The organism is Undibacterium sp. Xuan67W (genome assembly GCF_049340165.1).
Lineage (GTDB): Bacteria > Pseudomonadota > Gammaproteobacteria > Burkholderiales > Burkholderiaceae_D > Undibacterium.
In genome coordinates, this window is the sequence record NZ_JBMPPN010000023.1 from 43,314 (window position 1) to 64,580 (window position 21,267).

General features: G+C 50.3%; 19 protein-coding genes. 8 read left to right on the plus strand and 11 right to left on the minus strand.

Annotated elements, in window-relative coordinates; translation table 11 throughout:
- Positions 1 to 203 precede the first annotated feature (203 nt).
- Together ACO0LE_RS17240 and ACO0LE_RS17245 are read left to right on the plus strand one after the other, a co-directional pair.
- Positions 204 to 803: a TetR/AcrR family transcriptional regulator gene (locus tag ACO0LE_RS17240; RefSeq protein WP_422961578.1), complete on the plus strand. Its 600-nt coding sequence runs from the start codon at positions 204 to 206 to the stop codon at positions 801 to 803.
- A 97-nt stretch (positions 804 to 900) separates the two neighbouring features.
- Complete coding sequence (locus ACO0LE_RS17245; protein ID WP_422961579.1) at positions 901 to 2,016, plus strand: alkene reductase; 1,116 nt, start codon at positions 901 to 903, stop codon at positions 2,014 to 2,016.
- 257 nt (positions 2,017 to 2,273) lie between these two features.
- On the opposite strand, the gene ACO0LE_RS17250 is transcribed toward ACO0LE_RS17245, so the two are convergent.
- The 8 genes from ACO0LE_RS17250 to ACO0LE_RS17285 all read right to left on the minus strand — a co-directional run bounded on the left by ACO0LE_RS17250 (position 2,274) and on the right by ACO0LE_RS17285 (position 11,052).
- On the minus strand, positions 2,274 to 3,689 hold the full coding sequence (locus ACO0LE_RS17250; protein WP_422961580.1) for a sensor histidine kinase: 1,416 nt from the start codon (positions 3,687 to 3,689) through the stop codon (positions 2,274 to 2,276).
- A gap of 4 nt (positions 3,690 to 3,693) precedes the next feature.
- Entirely contained in the window at positions 3,694 to 5,034 is a 1,341-nt protein-coding gene (locus tag ACO0LE_RS17255; protein ID WP_422961581.1) for a sigma-54-dependent transcriptional regulator, read from the minus strand.
- Between the two features lie 252 nt (positions 5,035 to 5,286).
- Positions 5,287 to 6,534, minus strand: a complete 1,248-nt coding sequence (locus tag ACO0LE_RS17260; protein WP_422961582.1) for an ABC transporter permease — start codon at positions 6,532 to 6,534, stop codon at positions 5,287 to 5,289.
- A 47-nt stretch (positions 6,535 to 6,581) separates the two neighbouring features.
- Positions 6,582 to 7,895: an ABC transporter permease gene (locus ACO0LE_RS17265; protein WP_422961583.1), complete on the minus strand. Its 1,314-nt coding sequence runs from the start codon at positions 7,893 to 7,895 to the stop codon at positions 6,582 to 6,584.
- A 9-nt stretch (positions 7,896 to 7,904) separates the two neighbouring features.
- Positions 7,905 to 8,636 (minus strand): ABC transporter ATP-binding protein, encoded by a 732-nt coding sequence (locus ACO0LE_RS17270; RefSeq protein ID WP_422961584.1) that lies wholly within the window; start codon positions 8,634 to 8,636, stop codon positions 7,905 to 7,907.
- Between the two features lie 24 nt (positions 8,637 to 8,660).
- A complete protein-coding gene (locus ACO0LE_RS17275; protein WP_422961585.1) occupies positions 8,661 to 9,929 on the minus strand; it encodes an efflux RND transporter periplasmic adaptor subunit in 1,269 nt (422 codons plus the stop codon).
- A 51-nt stretch (positions 9,930 to 9,980) separates the two neighbouring features.
- A complete protein-coding gene (locus ACO0LE_RS17280) occupies positions 9,981 to 10,457 on the minus strand; it encodes a hypothetical protein (RefSeq protein WP_422961586.1) in 477 nt (158 codons plus the stop codon).
- Between the two features lie 181 nt (positions 10,458 to 10,638).
- Positions 10,639 to 11,052 (minus strand): MerR family transcriptional regulator, encoded by a 414-nt coding sequence (locus ACO0LE_RS17285; RefSeq protein ID WP_422961587.1) that lies wholly within the window; start codon positions 11,050 to 11,052, stop codon positions 10,639 to 10,641.
- Between the two features lie 68 nt (positions 11,053 to 11,120).
- Between ACO0LE_RS17285 and ACO0LE_RS17290 the strand changes: the two genes are divergently transcribed.
- The 3 genes from ACO0LE_RS17290 (at position 11,121) to ACO0LE_RS17300 (ending at position 16,151) form a co-directional block, all read left to right on the plus strand.
- Positions 11,121 to 13,787 (plus strand): heavy metal translocating P-type ATPase, encoded by a 2,667-nt coding sequence (locus tag ACO0LE_RS17290; RefSeq protein WP_422961588.1) that lies wholly within the window; start codon positions 11,121 to 11,123, stop codon positions 13,785 to 13,787.
- 105 nt (positions 13,788 to 13,892) lie between these two features.
- Positions 13,893 to 14,852 carry a metallophosphoesterase family protein gene (locus tag ACO0LE_RS17295; RefSeq protein ID WP_422961589.1) on the plus strand — a complete coding sequence of 320 codons (960 nt, stop codon included), beginning with the start codon at positions 13,893 to 13,895 and terminating at the stop codon, positions 14,850 to 14,852.
- Positions 14,853 to 15,110: 258 nt separating this feature from the next.
- Positions 15,111 to 16,151, plus strand: coding sequence for a GMP reductase (locus ACO0LE_RS17300; RefSeq protein ID WP_422961590.1), 1,041 nt, complete (start codon positions 15,111 to 15,113; stop codon positions 16,149 to 16,151).
- A gap of 85 nt (positions 16,152 to 16,236) precedes the next feature.
- Here the strand turns inward: ACO0LE_RS17300 and ACO0LE_RS17305 are convergent, their stop codons facing one another.
- The gene (locus ACO0LE_RS17305) at positions 16,237 to 17,100 is read right to left on the minus strand and encodes a tRNA threonylcarbamoyladenosine dehydratase (RefSeq protein ID WP_422961591.1); all 864 of its coding nucleotides are present in this window, start codon (positions 17,098 to 17,100) and stop codon (positions 16,237 to 16,239) included.
- Positions 17,101 to 17,260: 160 nt separating this feature from the next.
- Here ACO0LE_RS17305 and ACO0LE_RS17310 point away from each other — a divergent pair, with 160 nt between their 5' ends.
- Positions 17,261 to 17,803: a hemerythrin domain-containing protein gene (locus tag ACO0LE_RS17310; protein ID WP_422961592.1), complete on the plus strand. Its 543-nt coding sequence runs from the start codon at positions 17,261 to 17,263 to the stop codon at positions 17,801 to 17,803.
- Between the two features lie 68 nt (positions 17,804 to 17,871).
- The gene (gene pdxH / locus ACO0LE_RS17315) at positions 17,872 to 18,507 is read left to right on the plus strand and encodes a pyridoxamine 5'-phosphate oxidase (RefSeq protein ID WP_422961593.1); all 636 of its coding nucleotides are present in this window, start codon (positions 17,872 to 17,874) and stop codon (positions 18,505 to 18,507) included.
- A 95-nt stretch (positions 18,508 to 18,602) separates the two neighbouring features.
- Here pdxH and msrA (ACO0LE_RS17320) read toward each other — a convergent pair whose 3' ends face one another.
- Entirely contained in the window at positions 18,603 to 19,136 is a 534-nt protein-coding gene (msrA, locus tag ACO0LE_RS17320; protein WP_422961594.1) for a peptide-methionine (S)-S-oxide reductase MsrA, read from the minus strand.
- 228 nt (positions 19,137 to 19,364) lie between these two features.
- Here msrA (ACO0LE_RS17320) and ACO0LE_RS17325 point away from each other — a divergent pair, with 228 nt between their 5' ends.
- Entirely contained in the window at positions 19,365 to 20,138 is a 774-nt protein-coding gene (locus ACO0LE_RS17325; protein WP_422961595.1) for a helix-turn-helix domain-containing protein, read from the plus strand.
- Between the two features lie 41 nt (positions 20,139 to 20,179).
- On the opposite strand, the gene msrA (ACO0LE_RS17330) is transcribed toward ACO0LE_RS17325, so the two are convergent.
- Entirely contained in the window at positions 20,180 to 20,713 is a 534-nt protein-coding gene (msrA, locus tag ACO0LE_RS17330) for a peptide-methionine (S)-S-oxide reductase MsrA (protein ID WP_422961596.1), read from the minus strand.
- Between the last annotated feature and the right edge of the window lie 554 nt (positions 20,714 to 21,267).

A 21,267-nucleotide genomic window follows, 5' to 3' on the forward strand; every position in this document is an offset into this window, starting at 1 on the left:
TCACACATGACCAGTCGTTATAATTTCCATAAAGAAATTAATATTATCACACAGAACAGCTCTGAACCTTGTGGTCAACTTGTCCCGAAATTGTAACCGTGGCTCTCTGATTGCCTGTAAAGATAAGATGATCAGGATATAGCTCTATATATGAGTACATATTTTTACTTGACACTAGACGACTGGTCTAATAATATTCACTCATGGATAAGCCAGATCAATATCAAGACACACGTGAACGCATACTCGCCATCGGCGAGGGTCTGATATTGGGGCGCGGTTTCAGTGCAATTGGTCTGAATGAGATTTTGACCAAAGCAGAAGTTCCAAAAGGCTCGTTCTATCACTACTTTCAATCCAAAGAAGGTTTTGGCGTCGCCATGCTGGAACGCTACTTCGAGGCCTATCATCAGCGGACTCAGCAACTATTTACTAACGAGACATTGAGCATCAGTGAGCGTTTGTTCGCCTATTTCAGCCATTGGCGAAATGTTGCGGCCAGCAGTCAGTGTCAGAATATGTGCCTGGCTGTGAAACTGGCAGCAGAAGTGGCCGATTTATCCGAGCCTATGCGTATCGCACTGAGCCGGGGTATGGCGGGCATTACTACACAGATCGCCAATGCGCTAGGCGTCGCTCAGCAGAATGGCAGCCTGGCTGCCAGTATCGATCCCGATCAATTAGCCGAGTCTTTATACAGTATGTGGGTAGGTGCCTCTCTGCTGACCAAGGTCAGTCACAGCATGACCGCCATGAATCTGGCGTATAAACAGACAGAACAGATGTTGAAACCACCAGATTAAATAGTTATAAGCGACAGCACTTTGCAAGACGGGCAAGCGATTGCCCTTTTTTTGAATCACCAACTAGACGACTGGTCTAATTTTTAAAAGGACGAACATGCTCAAGCACCTACTTTCTCCGGTCCGTACCGGCAGCATCCATTTGACTAATCGCGTTGTCATGGCACCACTGACACGCTCCCGCGCAGGTCAGCCAGGCGACGTGCCGCGGGCACTGAATGTCGAATACTATGCCCAGCGAGCAACCGCCGGTTTAATCGTTACCGAAGCGAGCCAGATTTCCCGTCAGGGTCAAGGCTATGCCTGGACGCCGGGTATTTACACTGATGCGCAAGAAGCTGGCTGGAAGCAAGTTGTGGATGCCGTGCATGAAAAAGGTGGCCGCATCTCTCTGCAACTCTGGCATGTTGGTCGTATTTCTCATTCTTTGCTACAAGAAAACGGCGCAGCGCCAGTGGCACCATCCGCCATCGTCGCGGCGAATAGCCAATGCTTCGTTGTGCAAAAAGATGGCACACCGGCGAACGTTCCGACAGAAACGCCGCGTGCTTTAGCCTTAGAAGAAATCCCCAGCATCGTTGAGCAATATCGTCTGGCAAGCATCCGCGCAAAAAACGCCGGCTTCGACCTAGTCGAAGTCCATGCCGCGAACGGCTATCTGCTACAACAATTCATGTCAACAAACAGCAATGTACGCACCGACATCTACGGCGGCTCGATTGAAAACCGTGCCCGCCTGACGCTGGAAGCCGTTGACGCCGCCATCGCCGAACTCGGCGCGGATCGAGTTGGCGTGCGTATCTCACCAAATTTTGTCGCGCATGGTATTGCTGATACTGAAGCTGAAGCAATGGCACTCTACCTCGCCGCAGCGTTCAATCAACGCGGCATTGCTTATTTGCATATCGCTGAACCAGACTGGGCAGGCGGCCCTTTATTGACCGAAGAATTCCGCAAGCAACTGCGCGCAGCGTTCACCGGCACATTGATTTGCTGCGGTGGTTATACCGCCGATGAAGCAGAAGCGCTGATCGCCAGCGGTCTGGCAGATGCCGTTGCGTTTGGTCGTCCTTACATCGCCAACCCAGACTTGGTTGCCCGCTTCGCCGCAGGCGCATCGCTCAATGAAGGCGATCGCACGACATACTACGGCGGAGAGGCAAAAGGCTATACCGACTATCCAACACTGGAAGAATCAAAAGCAGCAGCGTAATACCAGCATACCTGTTTGCGGATCAATGCCGTAAATAAACCAAAGGCAGAAGACGATTACGTCCTCTGCCTTTTTTATGATAATTTACTATACTCACCCCAAGTATTTTTTAATTCCCATATAAAAACTGCGGAATATGCCCTATTTATGCAGATACTCCCGTATTTTTAATCAAATCAGCGAAATGATATAGCGCTGTTTTCAGCGCGATCAGGCGCACAACAAGAGCAATCACAAGAGCAATCACAAGAGCCATTTTAGCCAGGCAATACCAGCGTCACCACGACGCCGCCCTCCTGCCGGTTCCGCATCAATATTCTGCCACCGTGCGCTTCGATAATTTCTCTTGCGAGCGCCAGCCCCAGTCCTGTGCCACTACGTTTAGTCGAGTAAAACGGTACCAGAGCATTCGCCATGACGGCATCGTTCATCCCGCTGCCTTGATCCATCACATCAATGCGTATACCGCCCTGGATGCGCCTGACGGACAAGCTCACATGCTCTGCTGCCGACCCGGATTCATGCGCATTTTTTAACAGATTCAACAATGCCTGCTCCATCTGCGCGATATCAAAGCTCACCGTATCTTCTGGCAAATCACCGCTCAGATGAAAACCGATTTGCGATTGCAAACGCGAGATAAATGTAGTCCAGGCTGTCGCCTCGATTCGTGGTGTCGGCAATTTTGCAAAACTGGCATAACCATGAATAAAGCTCTCCAGATGACGGGTACGCTCTTCTATCGTCGATAAAATTTCCGGCAAACGCTCTAGCTGTCCGCGCCTGAGCAATTCACCGCCAGAGTTCGCCAGCGACGCGACCGGTGCCAGTGAATTATTCAACTCATGGCTGATCACGCGGATAACTTTTTTCCAGGTTCGTACTTCCTGACGGCGTAATTCGGTGGTCAGATGCCTGAGCAAAAGCAGCTCATGACTACGGCCATTCAGGCTGAAATTGCGCCGCGCGAGGTGATACACCTCTTCGTCTTCATCGGGATTGCCGTCAATCAGGTTCTTGCTGCTGACGGTAAATAAACCGTCGCCGCCGCGGTCAATCGCCTCACGTAACGAAGGCGACAAATGCCGGAGCACATCGCTGAGCGTATGCCCTTCGATTTTGCGACCCTCAAACAACAACTGGCGTGCCGCGATATTGGCAAACACAACCGGCCCCTGATCCGCAATCAGGAGCATCGCCACCGGCGTATTTTGCACCATGGTATCGAGCAGGAGTTCACGCTGAATCAAATTCAAGCGCTGCTCGCGCAAAACATTGCCAAGTGCATTATGCGCGTCTACCAGAGCGGCGAGTTCGTCTTGTCTGTCCCAATGCAGACCAAAAGAATAATCACCATCCTGATAACTGATCACCGTGCCGCTAAGCGCCCGAAACAACGCCAGCATGGCACGCAGCTGGCTGCGCATCACGATAATCGTCAAGGGCAACATCACCATCACTACCACAAGCACCACACTAAACGGATCATACGGAAAGAGCAGCGATATTCCGTACGACAAAGCCAGCGTTGTCAGCACCAGCAAGAACGCCGCCAGGCTAAAACGGGCAGCCAGTGATATCGCGAATGATCTATCCGCCGCCGCAGGTTTATTGGTCGTTGCGGCTGTCGTTGCTGATACCGAAGCCGCTGCGTCTGTCTTTTCTGTTGGCATTGGTTTATCCGGACTTGCTAATACCCAGCCGGTCCATGCGCCGATACAGAGATTGACGGCTCAGTCCCAGCTCTGACGCTGCCTGCGCGATCACGCCATTCGCTTTATCCAGCGCCTGCTCGATCGTGTCGCGATCCAGGATGACCTCGATGATGACTCGCGGTACTGATTGCGCAGGCAAACCCAAATCACCGGCCTTGATTTCGCTGGTCGTTGCCAGCAAGGCAGCTCTTTGCATTACATTTTTAAGCTCACGCACATTTCCTGGCCAGGAATGCTGCAATAACGCCGCACGTGCACTCAGGTGCAGTTTTTTCTCTTCACCAAGGAAGTGTTCTGCCAGCGGAATAATATCCTCGGGCCGTTCTTGCAAAGGTGGCAGATTAAGTTGAATCACATTCAAGCGATAGAACAGATCTTCACGGAATTGCCCGTTCCTGATCATCGCAGACAGATCAGCGTTGGTCGCGCTGATGACGCGGACTTTGACACTACGTTCTTTATTTGACCCCAGCCGCTCGAAACGTCCGGTCTCCAGAACGCGCAATAATTTCATCTGGCCAGCCAGCGGCAAGTTACCGATTTCATCAAGGAATAAAGTACCGCCGTCAGCGGCTTCAAATTTGCCTTCGCGTGCTTTGACCGCTCCCGTATAAGCCCCCGCCTCAGCACCGAATAATTCGGCCTCAATCAATTCTGCAGGCAAGGCACCGCAATTCAAAACGACAAAAGGCCCATCCTTGACATGCGAATTTGCCTGAATAATTTCGGCAATTCTTTCCTTACCGGCACCGTTCGGTCCAGTGATGAGAACGGACACATCCGAGCGGGCAACCTGACATGCCATTTCCAGGAGTCGCTCTGTAGCAGGATCTTGCCAGACCAGCTGACGCACATCATATTTTTGCTCCAGCTCGCGCTTCAGTTTGCGTTCACGCTGCACACGTTGCTGCAAAGCGCGATTCACCTGCCCGAGTTCGATCAAATTTTGTACCGTCGCAATCAGGCGCTGATCGTTCCACGGCTTTGCCAGATAATCGGCTGCTCCGGCTTTAATCAAATCTACTGCTACATCCAGATGCGTCCAGGCTGTCAGCAAAATCACTGGCAAATCCGCATGCCGCTGACGGATCTGATGAAATAAGGCGACTCCCTCTTCGCCCGAGGTCGTATCAGTACTGAAGTTCATATCCTGTATTACCAGATCAACGCAGGCCGTCTCCAGTTTTGCCAGGCCCTGCTCCGGCGACTGTGCACTAATCGTCGCAATATCATGCAGCGACAGCAGCACATCCAGCGCAATGGCAATGGAGGGATTATCGTCAATGATCAGTACAGTGGGCATAGTTTCATGGTTTTAGTGCGCAGTTGAAGGTGGGCTTGAAAAATTTAACAGGATAAAAAAGAAGCGTACATTCTCTGCTCTTAGTACTATTTAAAATAACTTGCAACGACCTAGCCCAAGACGCAATCCCCATGGGGCTTCTGAGCCTGATGCCTTGCAAAGGCGCATGAATAGTGCGTAACAGAGCATGAGCCTGATCGGATTTTCAACTAAGGATTCTAGTCGAAAAATACGATCAGGCTCATGGATTTTTTAAGCACTGCGAGTTGCTGTGGCGGGTGAAATACCGGCAGCGCGTGATGCTGGTCCGAATGTCGCAATCAATCCTAAAGTCCAGAAAATAAATGGTGCGAAGAATAAATAGGGAAGCGGTAATTTACTTAATTCAAACTGACTCACCAGAATCTGATTCAATCCTATGCTGAGTGCAATACCGACTACAATTCCGCCACTGGTAATCACGATATTTTCGGTAATGAAGTAACGCAGAATATCCACCTTGCGCGCACCGAGGGCACGACGCACACCGATCTGCTTACGTCGTTGCGCAACCCACAGAGTACTCATGCCGACAATCCCGCTGGCAGTCACCAGCATCAGGAGCACGCTCACCGTCAGCAACATCCACGCCAAACCTTTTTCAGAGCGGTACCGCGCAATGCGCATCTTCTCCATCGTCTTCATGGTAACTTTAATCGGCGTCGTCGAGTCTCTGCGCAATGCGTTTTCTACCTCCTTCATTACCCGGTCGCGCTGACCAGGCTCTGCCCGCACGGCATAGCCTTCGTAGGAGATATTCGAGAGGCGAGCGGGCATCAATGTGGTGTAAGCACCTCTTGGCTCTGTTTGCCCACTCGATGTCTGCAAGGTCTCTACTACACCGATAATTCTGACATCTTTCGCATCATCTCCCGAGCCAAAGAAAAATTCCTTGCCGACGAAATTAGTTTGATCGGGGAACAATTTCTCCGCAAGGGCTTTGCTGACTATCACTTTTTTTACAAATTCCTTGCTAGTATTAGGATCTGTCTCAATATAATCGCCCGCTTGAAAATCCTGCCCTTGTATCAGTTGCAAACCCCAGGTCTTGACTAATGAATCTGCCGTAAAGTAAATACCCGAGTCGGCAGTTTTGATCGTCTGTTTACGATCATTAAAGACACTGCTATTGCTACCAGCATACGAGATGGGAAACGAGTTGGTACGCGCCACCGATGTGACACCGGGAACCGCACGTATCGTCGCGGCCTCTCGCTTTTGCATTGCCATCTGATCCTCATGCCCACCTAACTTCTGATTACCAATATGTACTCTGAACACATCCAGCTCATTGGCGACACCACTAGGTCGTGCAGCTGCATCTAAACGCAGATTCACAATATAGATGGCGTTCACCAGAATCGCGAGGCTTAAGGCAACTTGTGTTGCCACCAAAAATGGTCCTAATTTATTGCGTAATAAGGCCGAAAAAATGGGGCGCATTTCAAAAAGTGTTTTCATTATTTTTTGTCCAATCCGATGATCGCGATACGATTAGGGCGATCAAGTTATTGCGATTTAAGTTGCATCGCTGGTGTGACCTGACAAGCACGCCATGTCGGCAATAAGCCAGCTAGAATTGCCGCAGTGACCGTCATCAAAAAGGTCAGACCCAACATCGCAAGATCCATATGCGCCACCATCGCCAAAGCCCTCGATTGCAGAGCAATGAGTTGTAAAGCCCCCAGCGCCAATATCACGCCAAGCCCCGCCCCCACCAAACCGACCACGCTGGTCTCGATCAAAAATTGGCTAAATATGTCGCTACGTGATGCGCCCAGTGCACGGCGCACACCCACCTCGCCGGCACGCACAGAAAACTTGGCGAGTAACAGACCTATTGTATTGACCAGGCACAGTAACAGGAAGCCAAATGCCAGCCACGCCGAGAGTTGACTGTCGTCACCGACGACCTGCATTTCCTGTAAAAATTCGCGCACGTTAAACAGACGATTTTTTTCCTGCCGTTGAAAGCGACCAAGTTTGCGCTGCTCGCTGACATAGCTATCGAGGTAATTCTGTAATTCCGCACGTTGCCCAGATGATTTCAATTCGAACCAAAAATGCATCCAAGTACATTCAGAATCCAGTCGTCCCTGCCAGCCAGGCTCATACGGGAAAGAGCAACTCATGCCACCCGCATGCGTAGCCTCTCTGCGAATCGAATTACTGAGCGGGATAATAAATTCTGCCTCGTCAGTGAATGCGCTATCACTTCCGTTGTAATAATAAAATCGCGGCTGAGGTAACCATTTTTCAGTGACGCCAACAACAGTGTAATCACCGCCCATCATGCGGATGCGCTGACCGACAGGATTGACTGCGCCAAACAACTTATCGGCGGTCTTGTTACTCAAAACCACGACATCCGCGGCGCTAGCATCTTCACTTACCTGCCATCCCTGTCCAAACTTAAAAGGCACGTCAAACATGGCAAACATATCTGAGGTCGCAGCCAGGCCTTCAAACTCGATCACATTCAAATCTTTGCGGCTTGGCTCGACGTTGGCTAAGATCGAATATAGTCCTGTTCTGCGCACACCCTGCTTACTGGCGAGGAGATTAATCACATCCTTATACGTCAGTTGATGGTCATTCACGTTATCACCAGGCGTATGACCTTCCTTCGGGCCGTTATCCAGAATAGGCGCAAATAAGCGATCGCTCTTGTGCGGAATAGGATCACCCGACATCACGTGCAAAATCGTCAGTGTGGAAATGCTGGCCGCAACGCCTATCGCCAGAGTCAGAATCATCAGGGACGTCAACGCCGGGTTGCGGCGCAGGCTACGTAGCCCGAGTAAAAAATAATAAGCAAACATAGTGAGTCCTCAGGCAGCGGCAGAGATAAGCGAATGTGCATCAGGAGTCGCCTCGTGCAGGGACGGTGTTTTACGGATTAAATCACTCACCTGTCCATCGATAATATGCACATTACGCTGCGCCCTTACTGCCAGTTCAGGATCATGTGTGACCATCAGAATGGTCGTACCACCGGCATTGATCTCTTCGAGTAACTCCATCACGCTGCGTGCCATATGAGTATCGAGATTACCGGTCGGTTCATCCGCGAGTAACAACTTGGGTTTACCGGCTAATGCGCGGGCAATCGCGACCCGTTGCTGCTGGCCACCGGACAACTCGGCCGGATAATGCTTCATGCGCGATACCAGCCCTACCTGTGTTAAGGCTTCTTCTATCCTGCGCTTGCGCTCCGCTGCGTTAAAGCCACGATAGCGCAAAGGAACGTCGACATTGTCGAATAAGTTCAGATCCGGAATCAGATTAAATCCCTGGAAAATGAATCCCAATTTTTCATTCCGCAAGCGCGACCGGTCGTTATCGTTCATGCCTTTGACGTTGACGCCATCGAGAAAATAATCGCCGCCTGAAAACTCCTCCAGCAAACCTGCAATATTAAGAAAAGTCGTTTTACCCGATCCAGATGGTCCCGTCACGGTCACAAACTCACCTTCTTTGACATGGATCTCAAAACCACGCAAGGCGTGGGTCTCTATCAGGTGGGTACGATACACTTTGCTTAGATTATTCATGCGTAACATAGATATTCTCTCGATGGTGATTGATTAATTATTGATTGAAATACGTAGAGCGTTCTGGAACGTATCTGTACCAGAGATAACAACTTTGTCGCCCACTTTTAAACCGTCTGCAATCTCTACGGCGGTCACACTGGTTGCTCCGATTTTGATCGGTTTGCGTACGGCCACTCCCGATTCCACAACATAGGCAAAACGTCCTCCTTCACTCTCAACAAAAGGTCCACGTGGCAGGATCAGGACGTTTGGTTTTTCTTCGATCAGCAAACGAGCTGAGACGCGCTGACTTTGTCGTAAGCCAGCCGGTTGTTCGCCGCTAAAACGGGCTCTTGCCAGCACCTGATTTTTGACAACTTCTGGCGACATTGCAGATAATTTACCTACCGCTTTTATCCCGTTGACCGTCATTTCGATTGTCATACCCAAACCCAGATCAGTGACATAGCTTTCAGGTATTTCTAGCTCGACCTCAAGTTGCGATAAATCCACCAGGGTCATTAATGCCGTGTTCGCCGCAACCACGCTGCGGTTGGCGACCGACAGCGTGCCAACCACACCATCTACCGGTGCACGTAGTTTGAGATCATCGACACGGCGTTGCGCGTTGTCGCGGACGAGTCGTTGGTGCTGCAATTGGCTGATCCTGGTTTTCAAGGCAAGATCGACGTCTTCGTTTTCCAGGCCGGTTGCCTGCTCTGCATGTTTGGCTCGGATTTGTGCAGATTTCAATGCATCCTGCGCTTTTAAAAAATCAATCTTGGCAACCACACCGATCACGCCGGCGTTTTCTATACGCTGATAAGTTCGCTCAGCGGAGATGCGTTCAATCTCGGCCTGATCTGCTTCGCGGCGAGCCAGTAATTTTTGCTTGCGGGCGAGGATGTGCTGACGCGCGACTTCGGCTTCCAGCTGTTCATAACTGGCTTGCTCGCGCTTGAGTTCATTGCTGAGATCCGGCGATTCGAGTTCGGCGACAATCTCTCCTTTTTTGACTTTATCGCCAGCATTGACTTTGAGTGTCACCGTGCTGGGCGCGGTCGAATACAGGGTCGGACTGTTTGCGGCGACCATACGACCATTGACAGCTGCATCACGGACCAAACTACCTCTGCTGACCGTCGCAATACTTAAACGGGCAGCGCTGACGGATTGGCTGCTGCCGCTCCAGGCGACGCTTATAATCAGCACAGATGCGATTACCACGACAGCAAGCCCCGTCATCAGATAAACTTTTTTGCGGCGCCAGACTGGTGTTGCGGCAATGACGGCATCTTGGCCGGAGGTATCACGGATCATAGAGAATTGTATGTAAAAGTTAATGATTGATCAGCAGGAAACGTGCCACAACTAAGTCATTGATTTGCTGAGATTTTTAGTTTTGACGATCACTGTCCGCGGTGTCCGGTCTGTCCGCACAGTGTCCGCAACAGAGTTCGCGGACAGATTGGACGTCGTGATGATCTGTGCCAGCCGGCTGCTGTCAAGATGCAAAAAGAAACGGCATTGCTGAGCAAGTTCGATGTTGATACTGAGCTTGAATATATTCGCGCCCCATGTGCCGCTCCATTCACATTGCTCACAATCATGATTGACACTCACCGTTTGTACAACACGGCACAGCAAGGTACCGATCTGATCTTCGCTTGCCTGACTGTTGTGATAGCTCAGCAAAATTATGCTCATCAGCACTGCGGTGAGAATACCCAACACAACCGTCAGCGAGGTTTTGATGATCACGATTATCCGCTTGACCAACGGAAGCCGTTGAGCCTGGTTAGCCTGGTGAGTGTGGTAACTCGAGCGAGTCGCGGTTGCAATATTCATGGCACTATCCCTGGTAAGAATAGTGATCATTTAGCACTAAGCGTGCCAGTGTGAAATAAAAATACAAACCTTTGATTTACAAGGGAATTTTCTTTTTCAACGACAAAAGAAGATTGTCCGGACGGTGTTCGTTCGTCTCCGTGGACACCTGCTGCGGACGGTCCAGGCCGATAACAAAACCTTAGATTGCTTGCGTCGTCAGCGCGCCGATAATCGGGCATTTGGCCTGCGCGGAACTGCTTGCACATTGATTTATCAGCTGTGACAGCATATGTTCCATCTTATGCAAGTCATGGAGTTTGGCCCGTACCTGCTCTAGCCGTTCGCTGGCGATGTCGCGTATGGCGCTTCTGTCGTTGCTATCTTCTAATAGCAATAAATGCGCAATTTCATCTAAAGAAAATCCTAATTCCTGTGCCCGCTTAATAAAACGGATTCGTTCAGCCAATGCCACCGGATAGGACCGAAAACCAGTATCGGTATGTGGGACAGGTAACAAAGCCCGACGCTGGTAATAGCGTATGGTCTCTACACCGACATTCGCCGCACGCGCCAGTTGCCCTATGGTGTAAGTCGTCTGCGCATTATTTTTCATATAGTCCTTGACTCCGTTCCTGAGTACAGCGTCTATCATAAATTGAAATAGCTATTGGAGTATTTGCGATGAATCAAACTAAGCCACATGATCACCAGCACGCGTCTGCCGAGGAATCCTGCTGTAGCACACCATCATTCAAAGTCGACACGACGGCAAGTGCAACAACAATCACAGAAAAAAACTATACCGATCCGGTCTGCGGTATGCAGGTCACAAAGAATCCGGACAAGACGGCTCGCTATCAAGGGATTGCCTATTATTTTTGTAGTCATTCCTGTGTCGAGAAATTCCAGGCAGCGCCAGAGAATTATGTCAAAGCAAAGAAACTCATTACGCCTAAAGTCATGAGGGAGGCAGCAGCGGACTCAGGCACTCCTGCAAGCGATGCCAAGATGACGACAGAATCTGCGGGTTCATGCTGCCGTGGTGGAAGCTCTGGCAAGGGCAAGCAGCTTGATCCGGTCTGCGGGATGCAGGTGGATGAGAGTAGTCCGCATCAACTCGATCTCGACGGACAAACATATTATTTCTGCTGCGCAGGCTGTCTGGAAAAATTCCGTAAAGATCCGCGACAATGGCTAAATCCCGCGTCACGTACGGCACCAAAATCCGCGGCGAAAGATACCATCTACACCTGCCCTATGCATCTAGAAATTCAGCAAATCGGCCCTGGCACTTGCCCTAAATGCGGTATGGCTCTGGAGCCGATGGAGGCCAGCGCGGAAGAGGATACCAGTGAGCTTGATGATATGACGCGGCGCTTTAAAATCAGCGTTGCGCTCAGTGTGCCACTTTTACTGATTAGCATGGGCGATATGGTGCCGGGCATACGGCTGCATGATCGCCTTGGCATGACGCTATTTAACTGGCTGCAGTTTGCCTTGGCGACGCCTGTCGTGCTGTGGGCTGGGATGCCGTTCTTTGAGCGCGCGTTAGCGTCGTTTAAAACACGACACCTGAATATGTTCAGTCTGATTGGTGTCGGCACAGCGACCGCATACCTGTTTAGCCTCGTTGCCCTGCTCCTCCCTGGCAGTCTGCCCTCTGCATTCCTCATGAACGGAATGGCGCCATTATATTTTGAAGCATCGGCCGTCATTATTACGCTGGTCCTGCTTGGCCAGGTACTCGAATTACGCGCGCGTTCACGTACTAATGCAGCGCTGAAATCCTTGCTCGCACTAACACCGGCAACTGCCATCCGGATTGATGCACAAGGTAAGGATAGTGAGATTCCCCTTGATCAGGTGCAGCTCAAGGATCTTTTACGCGTCAAGCCTGGTGCGCATATTCCGGTGGATGGCGTGATCATCGATGGGCGCTCGAATGTTGATGAATCCATGATCACCGGCGAAGCCTTGCCCGTCTCCAAACAAATTGATGACCACGTCAGTGCTGGTACGATCAATCAGCAAGGCAGCTTTAGCATGCGCGCAGAACGCATTGGTCGCGACACCTTGTTGTCAAAAATCATCCAGCTTGTGAATGACGCAGGCCGCTCTCGCGCACCGATACAAAGCCTGGCAGATAAAGTATCAGGCTATTTTGTACCCGGCGTGATCGCGATCGCTGTATTAGCTTTTGTCGTCTGGGCACTCGTTGGCCCGACACCGACACTGGCAAATGCGCTGATGGCGGGGGTCTCGGTTCTGATCATTGCCTGCCCATGCGCGCTAGGTCTGGCAACACCGATTTCGGTGACTGTCGGTATAGGTCGCGGCGCGACTGAAGGAATCCTGATTAAAGACGCCCAGGCATTGGAGCAGTTAGAAAAAGTCGACACGCTGCTCATTGACAAAACCGGCACGCTGACTGAGGGCAAGCCCGCCTTACAACAAATCGTCTGCGCGCATGGTTACACCGAACAACAAATCATCGGTTTCGCCAGTGCCATAGAAAAATCCAGCGAACATCCGCTTGCCCGCGCTATTTTGACGTATGCCGAACAACACCAAGTCGTCAGTACACCGATTACCAATTTTACCTCGGTGACTGGTAAGGGAGTAAGTGCCCTTTCGGAGGGCAAAACAATTTTATTCGGTAACCAGCAACTGATGCAGGATCATCAGATTCAGACAAGCGAGCTGGACAAACGCTGCGGAGAGTTGCAAGCGCTGGGACATACGGTGATGTTCCTCGCTATAGATCAACAGCTTGCGGGTCTGATCAGCGTAGCCGACAGCATTAAGACGACCAGCCTGCAAGCCATACAGGAATTACAAAGTTCCAGTCTGCGCGTGATCGTGCTGACCGGCGATAACGCAATTACCGCGAAAGCAGTAGCTACCCAACTTGGCTTAAACGAAGTCCACGCAGGTGTACTACCGGCAGACAAGCACCAATTTGTACAGCAACTGCAAGCACAGGGGCGCATTGTCGCCATGGCGGGAGACGGAATCAACGACGCTCCCGCTTTGGCACAAGCTGACGTTGGCATCGCGATGGGCAATGGTACCGATATCGCGATCAACAGTGCACAAGTAATCCTGGTCAAAGGAGATCTGCGCGGCATCGTGAAGGCGCGACTACTCAGTCAGAACACGATGAAAAATATCCGGCAAAATTTATTCTTTGCGTTTGCGTATAACTTCATCGGTGTACCTGTCGCTGCCGGCGTGCTGTATCCGTGGTTCGGGATTGTATTAAGCCCCATGATAGGCAGTGCGGCGATGAGCCTGAGCTCGGTCTCTGTCATTGCAAATGCCTTGCGCCTGAGGCATACCAAACTGTAGTTGTCTGATACCTCCATCTCAGGACATACCTAAGTCAGATAGAACATGCTGGAAGCGGTTAAAATACCGCTCCAGCAAGTGTCATCTCCACTCACTCACCATTCCATGTTAAGACTCTGTATTCCCGCGCTCCGGCGCAGACTGTATTCCTCTATCGCTGCGCTAATCGCATGCTCTGCGATATTGACGACACCATTAGCGCTGGCATCTGAGCCCGGGCAGGCGTCTAAAACCAAACCGCAAGTAGCAAAGTCCGTCACCGTGTATGTCGCAGGCGACATCGCCGATTGCCGTAAAAAACCTTATACCGAAAGCATGGCTGAAAAAACTGCCGAACTGGTCGAAGCCGGTCTGGCAAATGACCCTAAAGCCGTCGCTCTGACGCTGGGCGATAATACCTATCCGGTCGGCAAACCCGAAGAGTTCAGCCAATGTTATGACCCGACCTGGGGACGTTTTAAAGCACGCACTCTGCCATCACCCGGCAATCATGATTACGGCATGCCATCGGCACATGGCTATTACAACTATTTTGGCGAGCTGGCTGGCCCCGAGAGACGCGGTTACTACAGCCGCAAAGTCGGTCAGTGGCAGCTTATTTCGCTGAACAGCAATGTTGATGGTGCGCAGATGCAGGCACAACTGCAATGGCTGAAAGAGGAATTAAATAATAACCCACGTCGTTGTACTCTGGCATTTTGGCATCACCCCGTTTTCAGTACCGGTGGTCACGGCAATAACGACATCATGCAAGCCGCCTGGAAACTCCTGTCGGATGCTAAAGCAGACATCGTATTGACCTCACACGATCACGACTACGAGCGTTTCGTGCCACTCGATGAGCATGGCAATATCGATCAGAAAAATGGCATACGCAGCTTTGTCGTCGGCACAGGCGGCGCCAAACTGACTCCGATGTTTTTTCCTAAAATTATTACCGAGATTCGTGATAACGCGACCTATGGCGTATTGAAACTCAGCTTGCATGAAAAGAGCTACGACTGGGAGTTCCTGCCGGTTGCCGGACAGACCTTCACTGACAAAGGTAGTGGTAGCTGTCATTAACGGCACCTTATAACCCATTCACACCTCTCCCCTTACGGAGAGGGTTTACCCGCAAATGTATCAGGCCTGCCGAGACAGCACACAGTTAACGGCATTGTTTATAAAAGCTTACAAGCTGGCAAGCACACAACATATCCTCATGCTGATAATCCCTATATAAAAATAAGATCAGCATCCGTCTGCAAATTAACTATACTCAATTACGGCTCAAAGCTTTTCCCTCATCCAGGTCGTCTGCCACCGACCACAGGAGTCGTAATGCACATAGAAGAACCTCTCAAACTCGATTTCAAAGACGTCTTAATCCGTCCTAAACGATCTACCCTGACGTCACGTTCCCAAGTTGAATTGCAGCGTGAATTTGTCTTTCATCATTCGCGTCAGACTTATCACGGAATTCCGGTTATTGCGGCGAATATGGACTCCACCGGCACACTGGAGATGGCGCACGCGCTTGGTGAACATCAGTTATCCGTTGCGCTGCACAAGCATTATGATGAAGATACATTAGTCAATTATTTCACTGACTTGCAAAAGAAGTCGACCGCGTTTTATTCCATGGGTATCACGCAGGCCGACTTTGAAAAATTCTCTGCCGTCATGGCCCGTGCCCGCAATGCCATTGAATATGTGTGCATTGATGTGGCGAATGGCTATACCGAGGGATTTATCAATTTCGTCAAAAAAGTGCGCAACGCTTATCCGCACCTGACCATCATGGCGGGCAATGTCGTCACTGGCGATATTACCGAAGAATTGATCTTAGCCGGAGCAGATATTGTCAAAGTTGGTATCGGTCCCGGATCGGTCTGTACGACACGCAAGATGACCGGGGTTGGCTATCCGCAGCTATCCGCCGTGATCGAATGTGCTGATGCTGCGCACGGGTTGGGCGGACAAATTTGTGCCGATGGTGGTTGTGTTGTGCCTGGCGATCTGGCAAAGGCTTTTGGTGCCGGTGCCGACTTCATTATGTTGGGCGGCATGCTGGCAGGACATGATGAATGCGCCGGTGATCTGATCGAACGTGATGGCAAACAGTACAAACGCTTTTATGGCATGAGCAGTAAAGCCGCCATGGAAAAGTACGCGGGCGGTGTCGCCAAATACCGTGCGTCTGAAGGGAAGGAAGTCTTGATCCCCTATCGCGGCCCCGTCGAAGCAAGTCTGCTCGATATCTTAGGCGGCGTGCGCTCGGCATGCACCTATGTCGGTGCACATAAGCTGAAAGAGCTCACCAAACGAACTACCTTCATTCGCGTAACCCAGCAGTTGAATGAGGTGTTTGGCAAATCCTAAAGATACGCCTAGAGATAAGAAATGTTCGACTTACCGGCAAGTGTGCACCCGTCATGTAAACGACAGGCGCGCACCTCCGACAAACTCAGACGTCAGCGGACTCCGCTCGCGCAACATGAGGAGCGACCGGAGGCGCTGCGAGCTGTTTTAATACATGCGCCGCCGCCCTCAGGCCAAATGACGCGGTCACCACAATCGACGAACCGAATCCCGCGCAGTTCAATCCGGTGACGCCGGCCGCAACGCCGTTCTCAGTATGATGAGTCTGACTACTATCCCCACCCACCTCACAAACCTCAGCCGTCTCTGGCATCGTCAGAGCTTCCATCGAAAACACGGCATCGATACCAAATTTACTTTTTGCACCACGCGGAAAACCATGATTCTGGCGCAGGCGTTTGCGTACCAGCGCCAGCAAAGGCTCTTGTTCCGTTCGTGAAAGATCACGGATCTCAATCTTCCCCGGGTCGGTTTGTCCTCCTGCGGCACCAATCGTGATCAGTTTGATGGCATGCTCGCGGCAATATGCGATCAAGGCCGTCTTTGCCTTGACGTTATCAATCGCGTCGATCACATAATCAAACTTCTGCACTCCCAGCATCTGCTCAAGATTATCCGGCGCAATAAAATCCTCGACTTCGGTGACCCGGCAAAACGGGTTAATTTGCGCAATACGCTCAGACAAGGCGGTAACTTTGGCTTTGCCTATAGTGTCGGTAACCGCCTGTATCTGGCGATTAATATTGGACTCCGCCACATTATCGAGATCAATCATCGTGATGTGACCAATCGCGCTGCGAGCCAGGGCCTCTACGATCCAGGAGCCGACGCCGCCGACACCGATGATGCAGATTCTGGCAGTTTTAAAACGTTCCAGCCCGGCAGCGCCATATAAACGGGCAATGCCACCAAAGCGGCGTTCAAAATCGACGTTTAATTCATCTTGCATAGGGTTTTACTCAGCATTTCTGGCTATTCAACTGTCGCTATTTTACAAGAGCAGGCCGCCGGGCTGTCGTTTGCTTGATATGGCACAAGCAGGATTATGCTAAATGATCGATAATTTTTCATTAATTTAGTCCCCCCACAGCCAAACACATCGAGGTATCGTGACCACACTATTCGACAGCGCACCGGGATTTGATCAGCCAATCGCCGTGCTAAAACATTGCCATGACCGTATTCGCAAGCAACTCGCCACGCTGGACAAATTACTGACGCATCTGCCAGTACACGGCGCGGATCAGGACGCACGGCAGGCTGCACAGGCCGTGTTGAAATACTTTACGCAAGCCGCGCCTCTGCATCATGAAGACGAAGAAATGGATTTATTGCCGGCGCTGGAAACTACAGCGACCCGAGAGGATGCTGCAATGCTGAAACAATTGTTGCCAGAAATTATGAAGCAACACCTGCAAATGACAGCACAGTGGTCCAATCTCGAGAAGCAACTGAAGCAGATTCAGGAAGGCCATTCAACGCAATTATCCGCGCTGGACGTCCGTCATTTTTCTGATATGTATCTGCATCACATGGAGCTGGAAGAAACCCATATCGCACCGATGGCAAAGCGGATTTTAAGCGACGCGCAGATGCAAAGATTAGGTGCTGCCATGCAAGCGCGACGCGGCATTGCACCGGACTCGCCATAAATATTATCCATATCGTCCATATTGTCCGTCAATAACAACATTTAATACTCTCACTAAAGAGCATCACTATGTCATTAGCCGATTTACGCAAAGATTATCTCCAGGCGAGTTTGTCAGAATCCGACGTCGCCAGCGATCCTGTTCAGCAGTTTTCTACCTGGTTTGACCAGGCGGTCAAAGCCGATGTCGCCGAACCCAATGCCATGAGCCTGGCAACAGTCAATCATGAAGGACGTCCGAGTTCTAGGATTGTCCTGATCAAAGAATTTGATGAACGTGGATTTTGCTGGTTCACCAATTATGTCAGCAGTAAAGGACACGATCTGGAAACCAATCCACATGCTGCCTTACTATTTCATTGGGTCGCACTGGAGCGTCAGGTCAGGATCGAGGGGCGCGTAGAAAAAATTACAGCGCAAGAGAATGATCGCTATTTCAACAGCCGCCCGCTGGGTAGCCGTCATAGCGCGATTGCATCACAACAAAGTGAAGTCATCGCAAACCGGGATTTATTGGAAACGCGTTTATCAGAAGTAGTTGCCGCTTATGGTGATCAACCGCCGCGTCCGGAACACTGGGGCGGATATCGCCTGATTCCTGAGCGCTTAGAGTTCTGGCAAGGTCGCCGCTCCCGCCTGCATGATCGTATCGTCTATACCAGACAGGACGACGGCACATGGAAAATCAGCCGCTTGCAGCCATAAAATGCAAGTCTAAGAAAACCAGCTTCGGATAATTTGAAGATTTTTATCCATTATCCGGTCATTATTTGAGATCGCCACCGGCCTCAACTGCCCATCTATCGAGATGACAGACTGCCAGAGAAAAACTGTCTTGCTTTAGCGACCTTTGGTGCTACGACTAAGGTGCAATACCGCTGCTGACTATTCATCTTAAAGTAATTGTGATGATAGTCTTCAGCGGGATAAAACATCGGGGCCATCTCGATGGCAGTCACGATCGGTTTTTCCCATTTTGTCGCGACATCCGCCATGACAGCAGCTGCGCAAATCTTTTGCTCCTCGCTCTGGCAAAAAATCACAGAACGATATTGCGTGCCGACATCACTGCCCTGACGATTCAAGGTAGTCGGATCATGGATCGCAAAGAAAATCTCGACCAGCGCCTTGTAACTCACCGCCGCATTATCAAAAATAAGACGCACGACTTCGGCATGTCCGGTACTGCCCTCGCAAATCTGATCGTAGCTGGGATCATCAACCTGTCCCCCTGAGTAACCCGGCTCAACGCTCTTGATCCCGCGGATTTGCTGAAACACTGCCTCGGTACACCAGAAGCATCCGCCGCCAAATGTTGCAATCTCTAAAGCCATTGTGTTTCTCCTTGTTTCATCAGCAATCTAAACTGCCTAATTCCACTGTATTTTCCACTGCATTTCAGCTGAAATACCCGCAATGTCTGCGGCACAGTGAATTATCAAGTCAAGCAAGAATGTGATCAATCAACAAACAAAGAGTCGCATACAAGGTGGCTTGGTGTATTATTTTTTAATACTTTTTTACATTTTAGATTTTACTGATCATCAACACTGGGATTTCCGATGCTAAAAGCAAGTATTTTGATTGATGCCTTGAAGCGCGAATTGAAGGCGAGAAACATCACCTATGCCGATCTGGCGACACGGATTGATATGTCGGAAGCAAGCGTGAAACGCATGTTTTCACAAAAGAATTTCACGCTACAGCGACTAGACGAGATTTTGAATGCAACGGAGATCAGTCTGCGCGACCTGGCGCTGGCATCGAACGAAGACACCTTGATTTCTGAACTGACGTTTGATCAGGAAAAAGAAATCATCAGCGACCCGAAAAAATTTATTGTCGCTGTTTCGGTACTGAATCTGCTTACCGTCGAGCAAATCATCCGAATCTACGACATCAGCGAGATTGATGTCGTTAAACATTTATTGCGTCTGGACAAAATTGGATTCCTAGAATTGCTCCCTAACAACCGGGTAAAGCTGCTGGTGTCGCGGACTTTCCGCTGGATACCGAACGGCCCTATCCAAAGCAGTTTCCGCGATCAGGCCTATGCCGAATATCTGGAGTCGAATTTTGATGGCGAACATGAAATCATGCGGCTGGTGAATGTCATGCTGTCTAGGCAGTCGGTGGCAGCACTGATTACCCGCCTGAAGCAAGTCGCCCGCGAATTTTCAGAACAACATCAGGAAGACGCAAAGCTACCATTTGAAGAAAAACACCGTATCAGCTTCATGCTGGCCGCGCGCCCCTGGCTGCCAAAACAATTCAAATCGCTGGTGCGCAAAGACTATATCGAGCAACATGAACAGAAAAAAAGCAAAAAAAAGTGAGGCAACCAGCCTCACTTCAACAACAAGCGCTCAAAGCAAAACTAACCGGCTAGCTTACTGGCAAACAGCTTACGCGCTTTAGCGACTTTGGGAGCTACCACGATAGAGCAATACCCCTGATTCGGATGCTGCCGGAAATAATTCTGGTGGTATTCCTCAGCGATATAGAACATCGGTGCCAAGGTCAACTCTGTCACAATTGGGTCATCCCACACCCCAGCCATCGCAGCGATCACCTCCTGCGCGATGGCTTTTTGCGACTCATCGTGAAAGTAAATCACCGAACGGTATTGCGTACCGCTGTCATTACCTTGGCGATTCAGAGTCGTCGGATCATGGATTGTGAAAAAAATCTCCAGTAACTCGCGATAGCTGATCACCTCTGGATCAAAACTCAACCTAACCACTTCCGCATGTCCGGTGCGGCCAGTACAAATTTGCTCATAGGTCGGATTGTGAACTGCACCGCCGCTATAACCGGACTCCACCTTCTGTACGCCGCGAATCTGTTGAAACACCGCCTCTGTACACCAGAAGCAGCCGCCACCTAGCGTGGCTGTTTGCCATTGTGCCATCTTGCTATCCTCATCTTTATTGGTACGACGCCGGATTCTGTCATTCCCAATCCGTCTTGTTTAGTCGGACTCAGGTGCATTTTCTTACAAATCGTGACTTACCGTATGGTCACGGCAGTTTTGCTCACACTACCACTGGCCGAATTCACGTGGTTTATTAAAAAACGGGGAGTATAGGTAAAAACAATGCCGATACCGCATTGTTTATATAGTCTTTTAATTTTACTCCATCCTAGTGTACAACTAGTAATACCTATAAACGCAGTACCAACCACTCTGGCGCCAAGCCGAGAGCTAAAGGAATATGCTGGCACCCTACATATTAGCCAGAATTTTCATGAGAATCAGAGTTGATTTGAATTGAATTGATAACGGTGGTGCTTGTTGAGGCAGTGTTGACCTGAGTGAGGCCCCCATGGCAAGCTATGGCAATGAAGAGAACCAAAATTGACCGGTAAAATTAACCGGAATTGCGCCGTCAGCGCTCAAATAGCACTTTTGATACGCCTAACGGAAAATTCTAACTTAACTCCCTGACAATACTCAATCCTCTT

What these genes read in the sequence shown, in the direction of transcription:
- ACO0LE_RS17285 (WP_422961587.1), bottom strand. Translation starts at nt 11,052, where the DNA reads ATGAAAAATAATGCGCAGACGACTTACACCATAGGGCAACTGGCGCGT.
- ACO0LE_RS17275 (WP_422961585.1), bottom strand. Translation starts at nt 9,929, where the DNA reads ATGATCCGTGATACCTCCGGCCAAGATGCCGTCATTGCCGCAACACCA.
- ACO0LE_RS17325 (WP_422961595.1), top strand. Translation starts at nt 19,365, where the DNA reads ATGCTAAAAGCAAGTATTTTGATTGATGCCTTGAAGCGCGAATTGAAG.
- ACO0LE_RS17280 (WP_422961586.1), bottom strand. Translation starts at nt 10,457, where the DNA reads ATGAATATTGCAACCGCGACTCGCTCGAGTTACCACACTCACCAGGCT.
- ACO0LE_RS17250 (WP_422961580.1), bottom strand. Translation starts at nt 3,689, where the DNA reads ATGCCAACAGAAAAGACAGACGCAGCGGCTTCGGTATCAGCAACGACA.
- ACO0LE_RS17295 (WP_422961589.1), top strand. Translation starts at nt 13,893, where the DNA reads ATGTTAAGACTCTGTATTCCCGCGCTCCGGCGCAGACTGTATTCCTCT.
- pdxH (WP_422961593.1), top strand. Translation starts at nt 17,872, where the DNA reads ATGTCATTAGCCGATTTACGCAAAGATTATCTCCAGGCGAGTTTGTCA.
- ACO0LE_RS17290 (WP_422961588.1), top strand. Translation starts at nt 11,121, where the DNA reads ATGAATCAAACTAAGCCACATGATCACCAGCACGCGTCTGCCGAGGAA.
- ACO0LE_RS17265 (WP_422961583.1), bottom strand. Translation starts at nt 7,895, where the DNA reads ATGTTTGCTTATTATTTTTTACTCGGGCTACGTAGCCTGCGCCGCAAC.
- ACO0LE_RS17245 (WP_422961579.1), top strand. Translation starts at nt 901, where the DNA reads ATGCTCAAGCACCTACTTTCTCCGGTCCGTACCGGCAGCATCCATTTG.
- msrA (WP_422961594.1), bottom strand. Translation starts at nt 19,136, where the DNA reads ATGGCTTTAGAGATTGCAACATTTGGCGGCGGATGCTTCTGGTGTACC.
- ACO0LE_RS17305 (WP_422961591.1), bottom strand. Translation starts at nt 17,100, where the DNA reads ATGCAAGATGAATTAAACGTCGATTTTGAACGCCGCTTTGGTGGCATT.
- ACO0LE_RS17255 (WP_422961581.1), bottom strand. Translation starts at nt 5,034, where the DNA reads ATGCCCACTGTACTGATCATTGACGATAATCCCTCCATTGCCATTGCG.
- ACO0LE_RS17300 (WP_422961590.1), top strand. Translation starts at nt 15,111, where the DNA reads ATGCACATAGAAGAACCTCTCAAACTCGATTTCAAAGACGTCTTAATC.
- ACO0LE_RS17240 (WP_422961578.1), top strand. Translation starts at nt 204, where the DNA reads ATGGATAAGCCAGATCAATATCAAGACACACGTGAACGCATACTCGCC.
- msrA (WP_422961596.1), bottom strand. Translation starts at nt 20,713, where the DNA reads ATGGCACAATGGCAAACAGCCACGCTAGGTGGCGGCTGCTTCTGGTGT.
- ACO0LE_RS17270 (WP_422961584.1), bottom strand. Translation starts at nt 8,636, where the DNA reads ATGTTACGCATGAATAATCTAAGCAAAGTGTATCGTACCCACCTGATA.
- ACO0LE_RS17260 (WP_422961582.1), bottom strand. Translation starts at nt 6,534, where the DNA reads ATGAAAACACTTTTTGAAATGCGCCCCATTTTTTCGGCCTTATTACGC.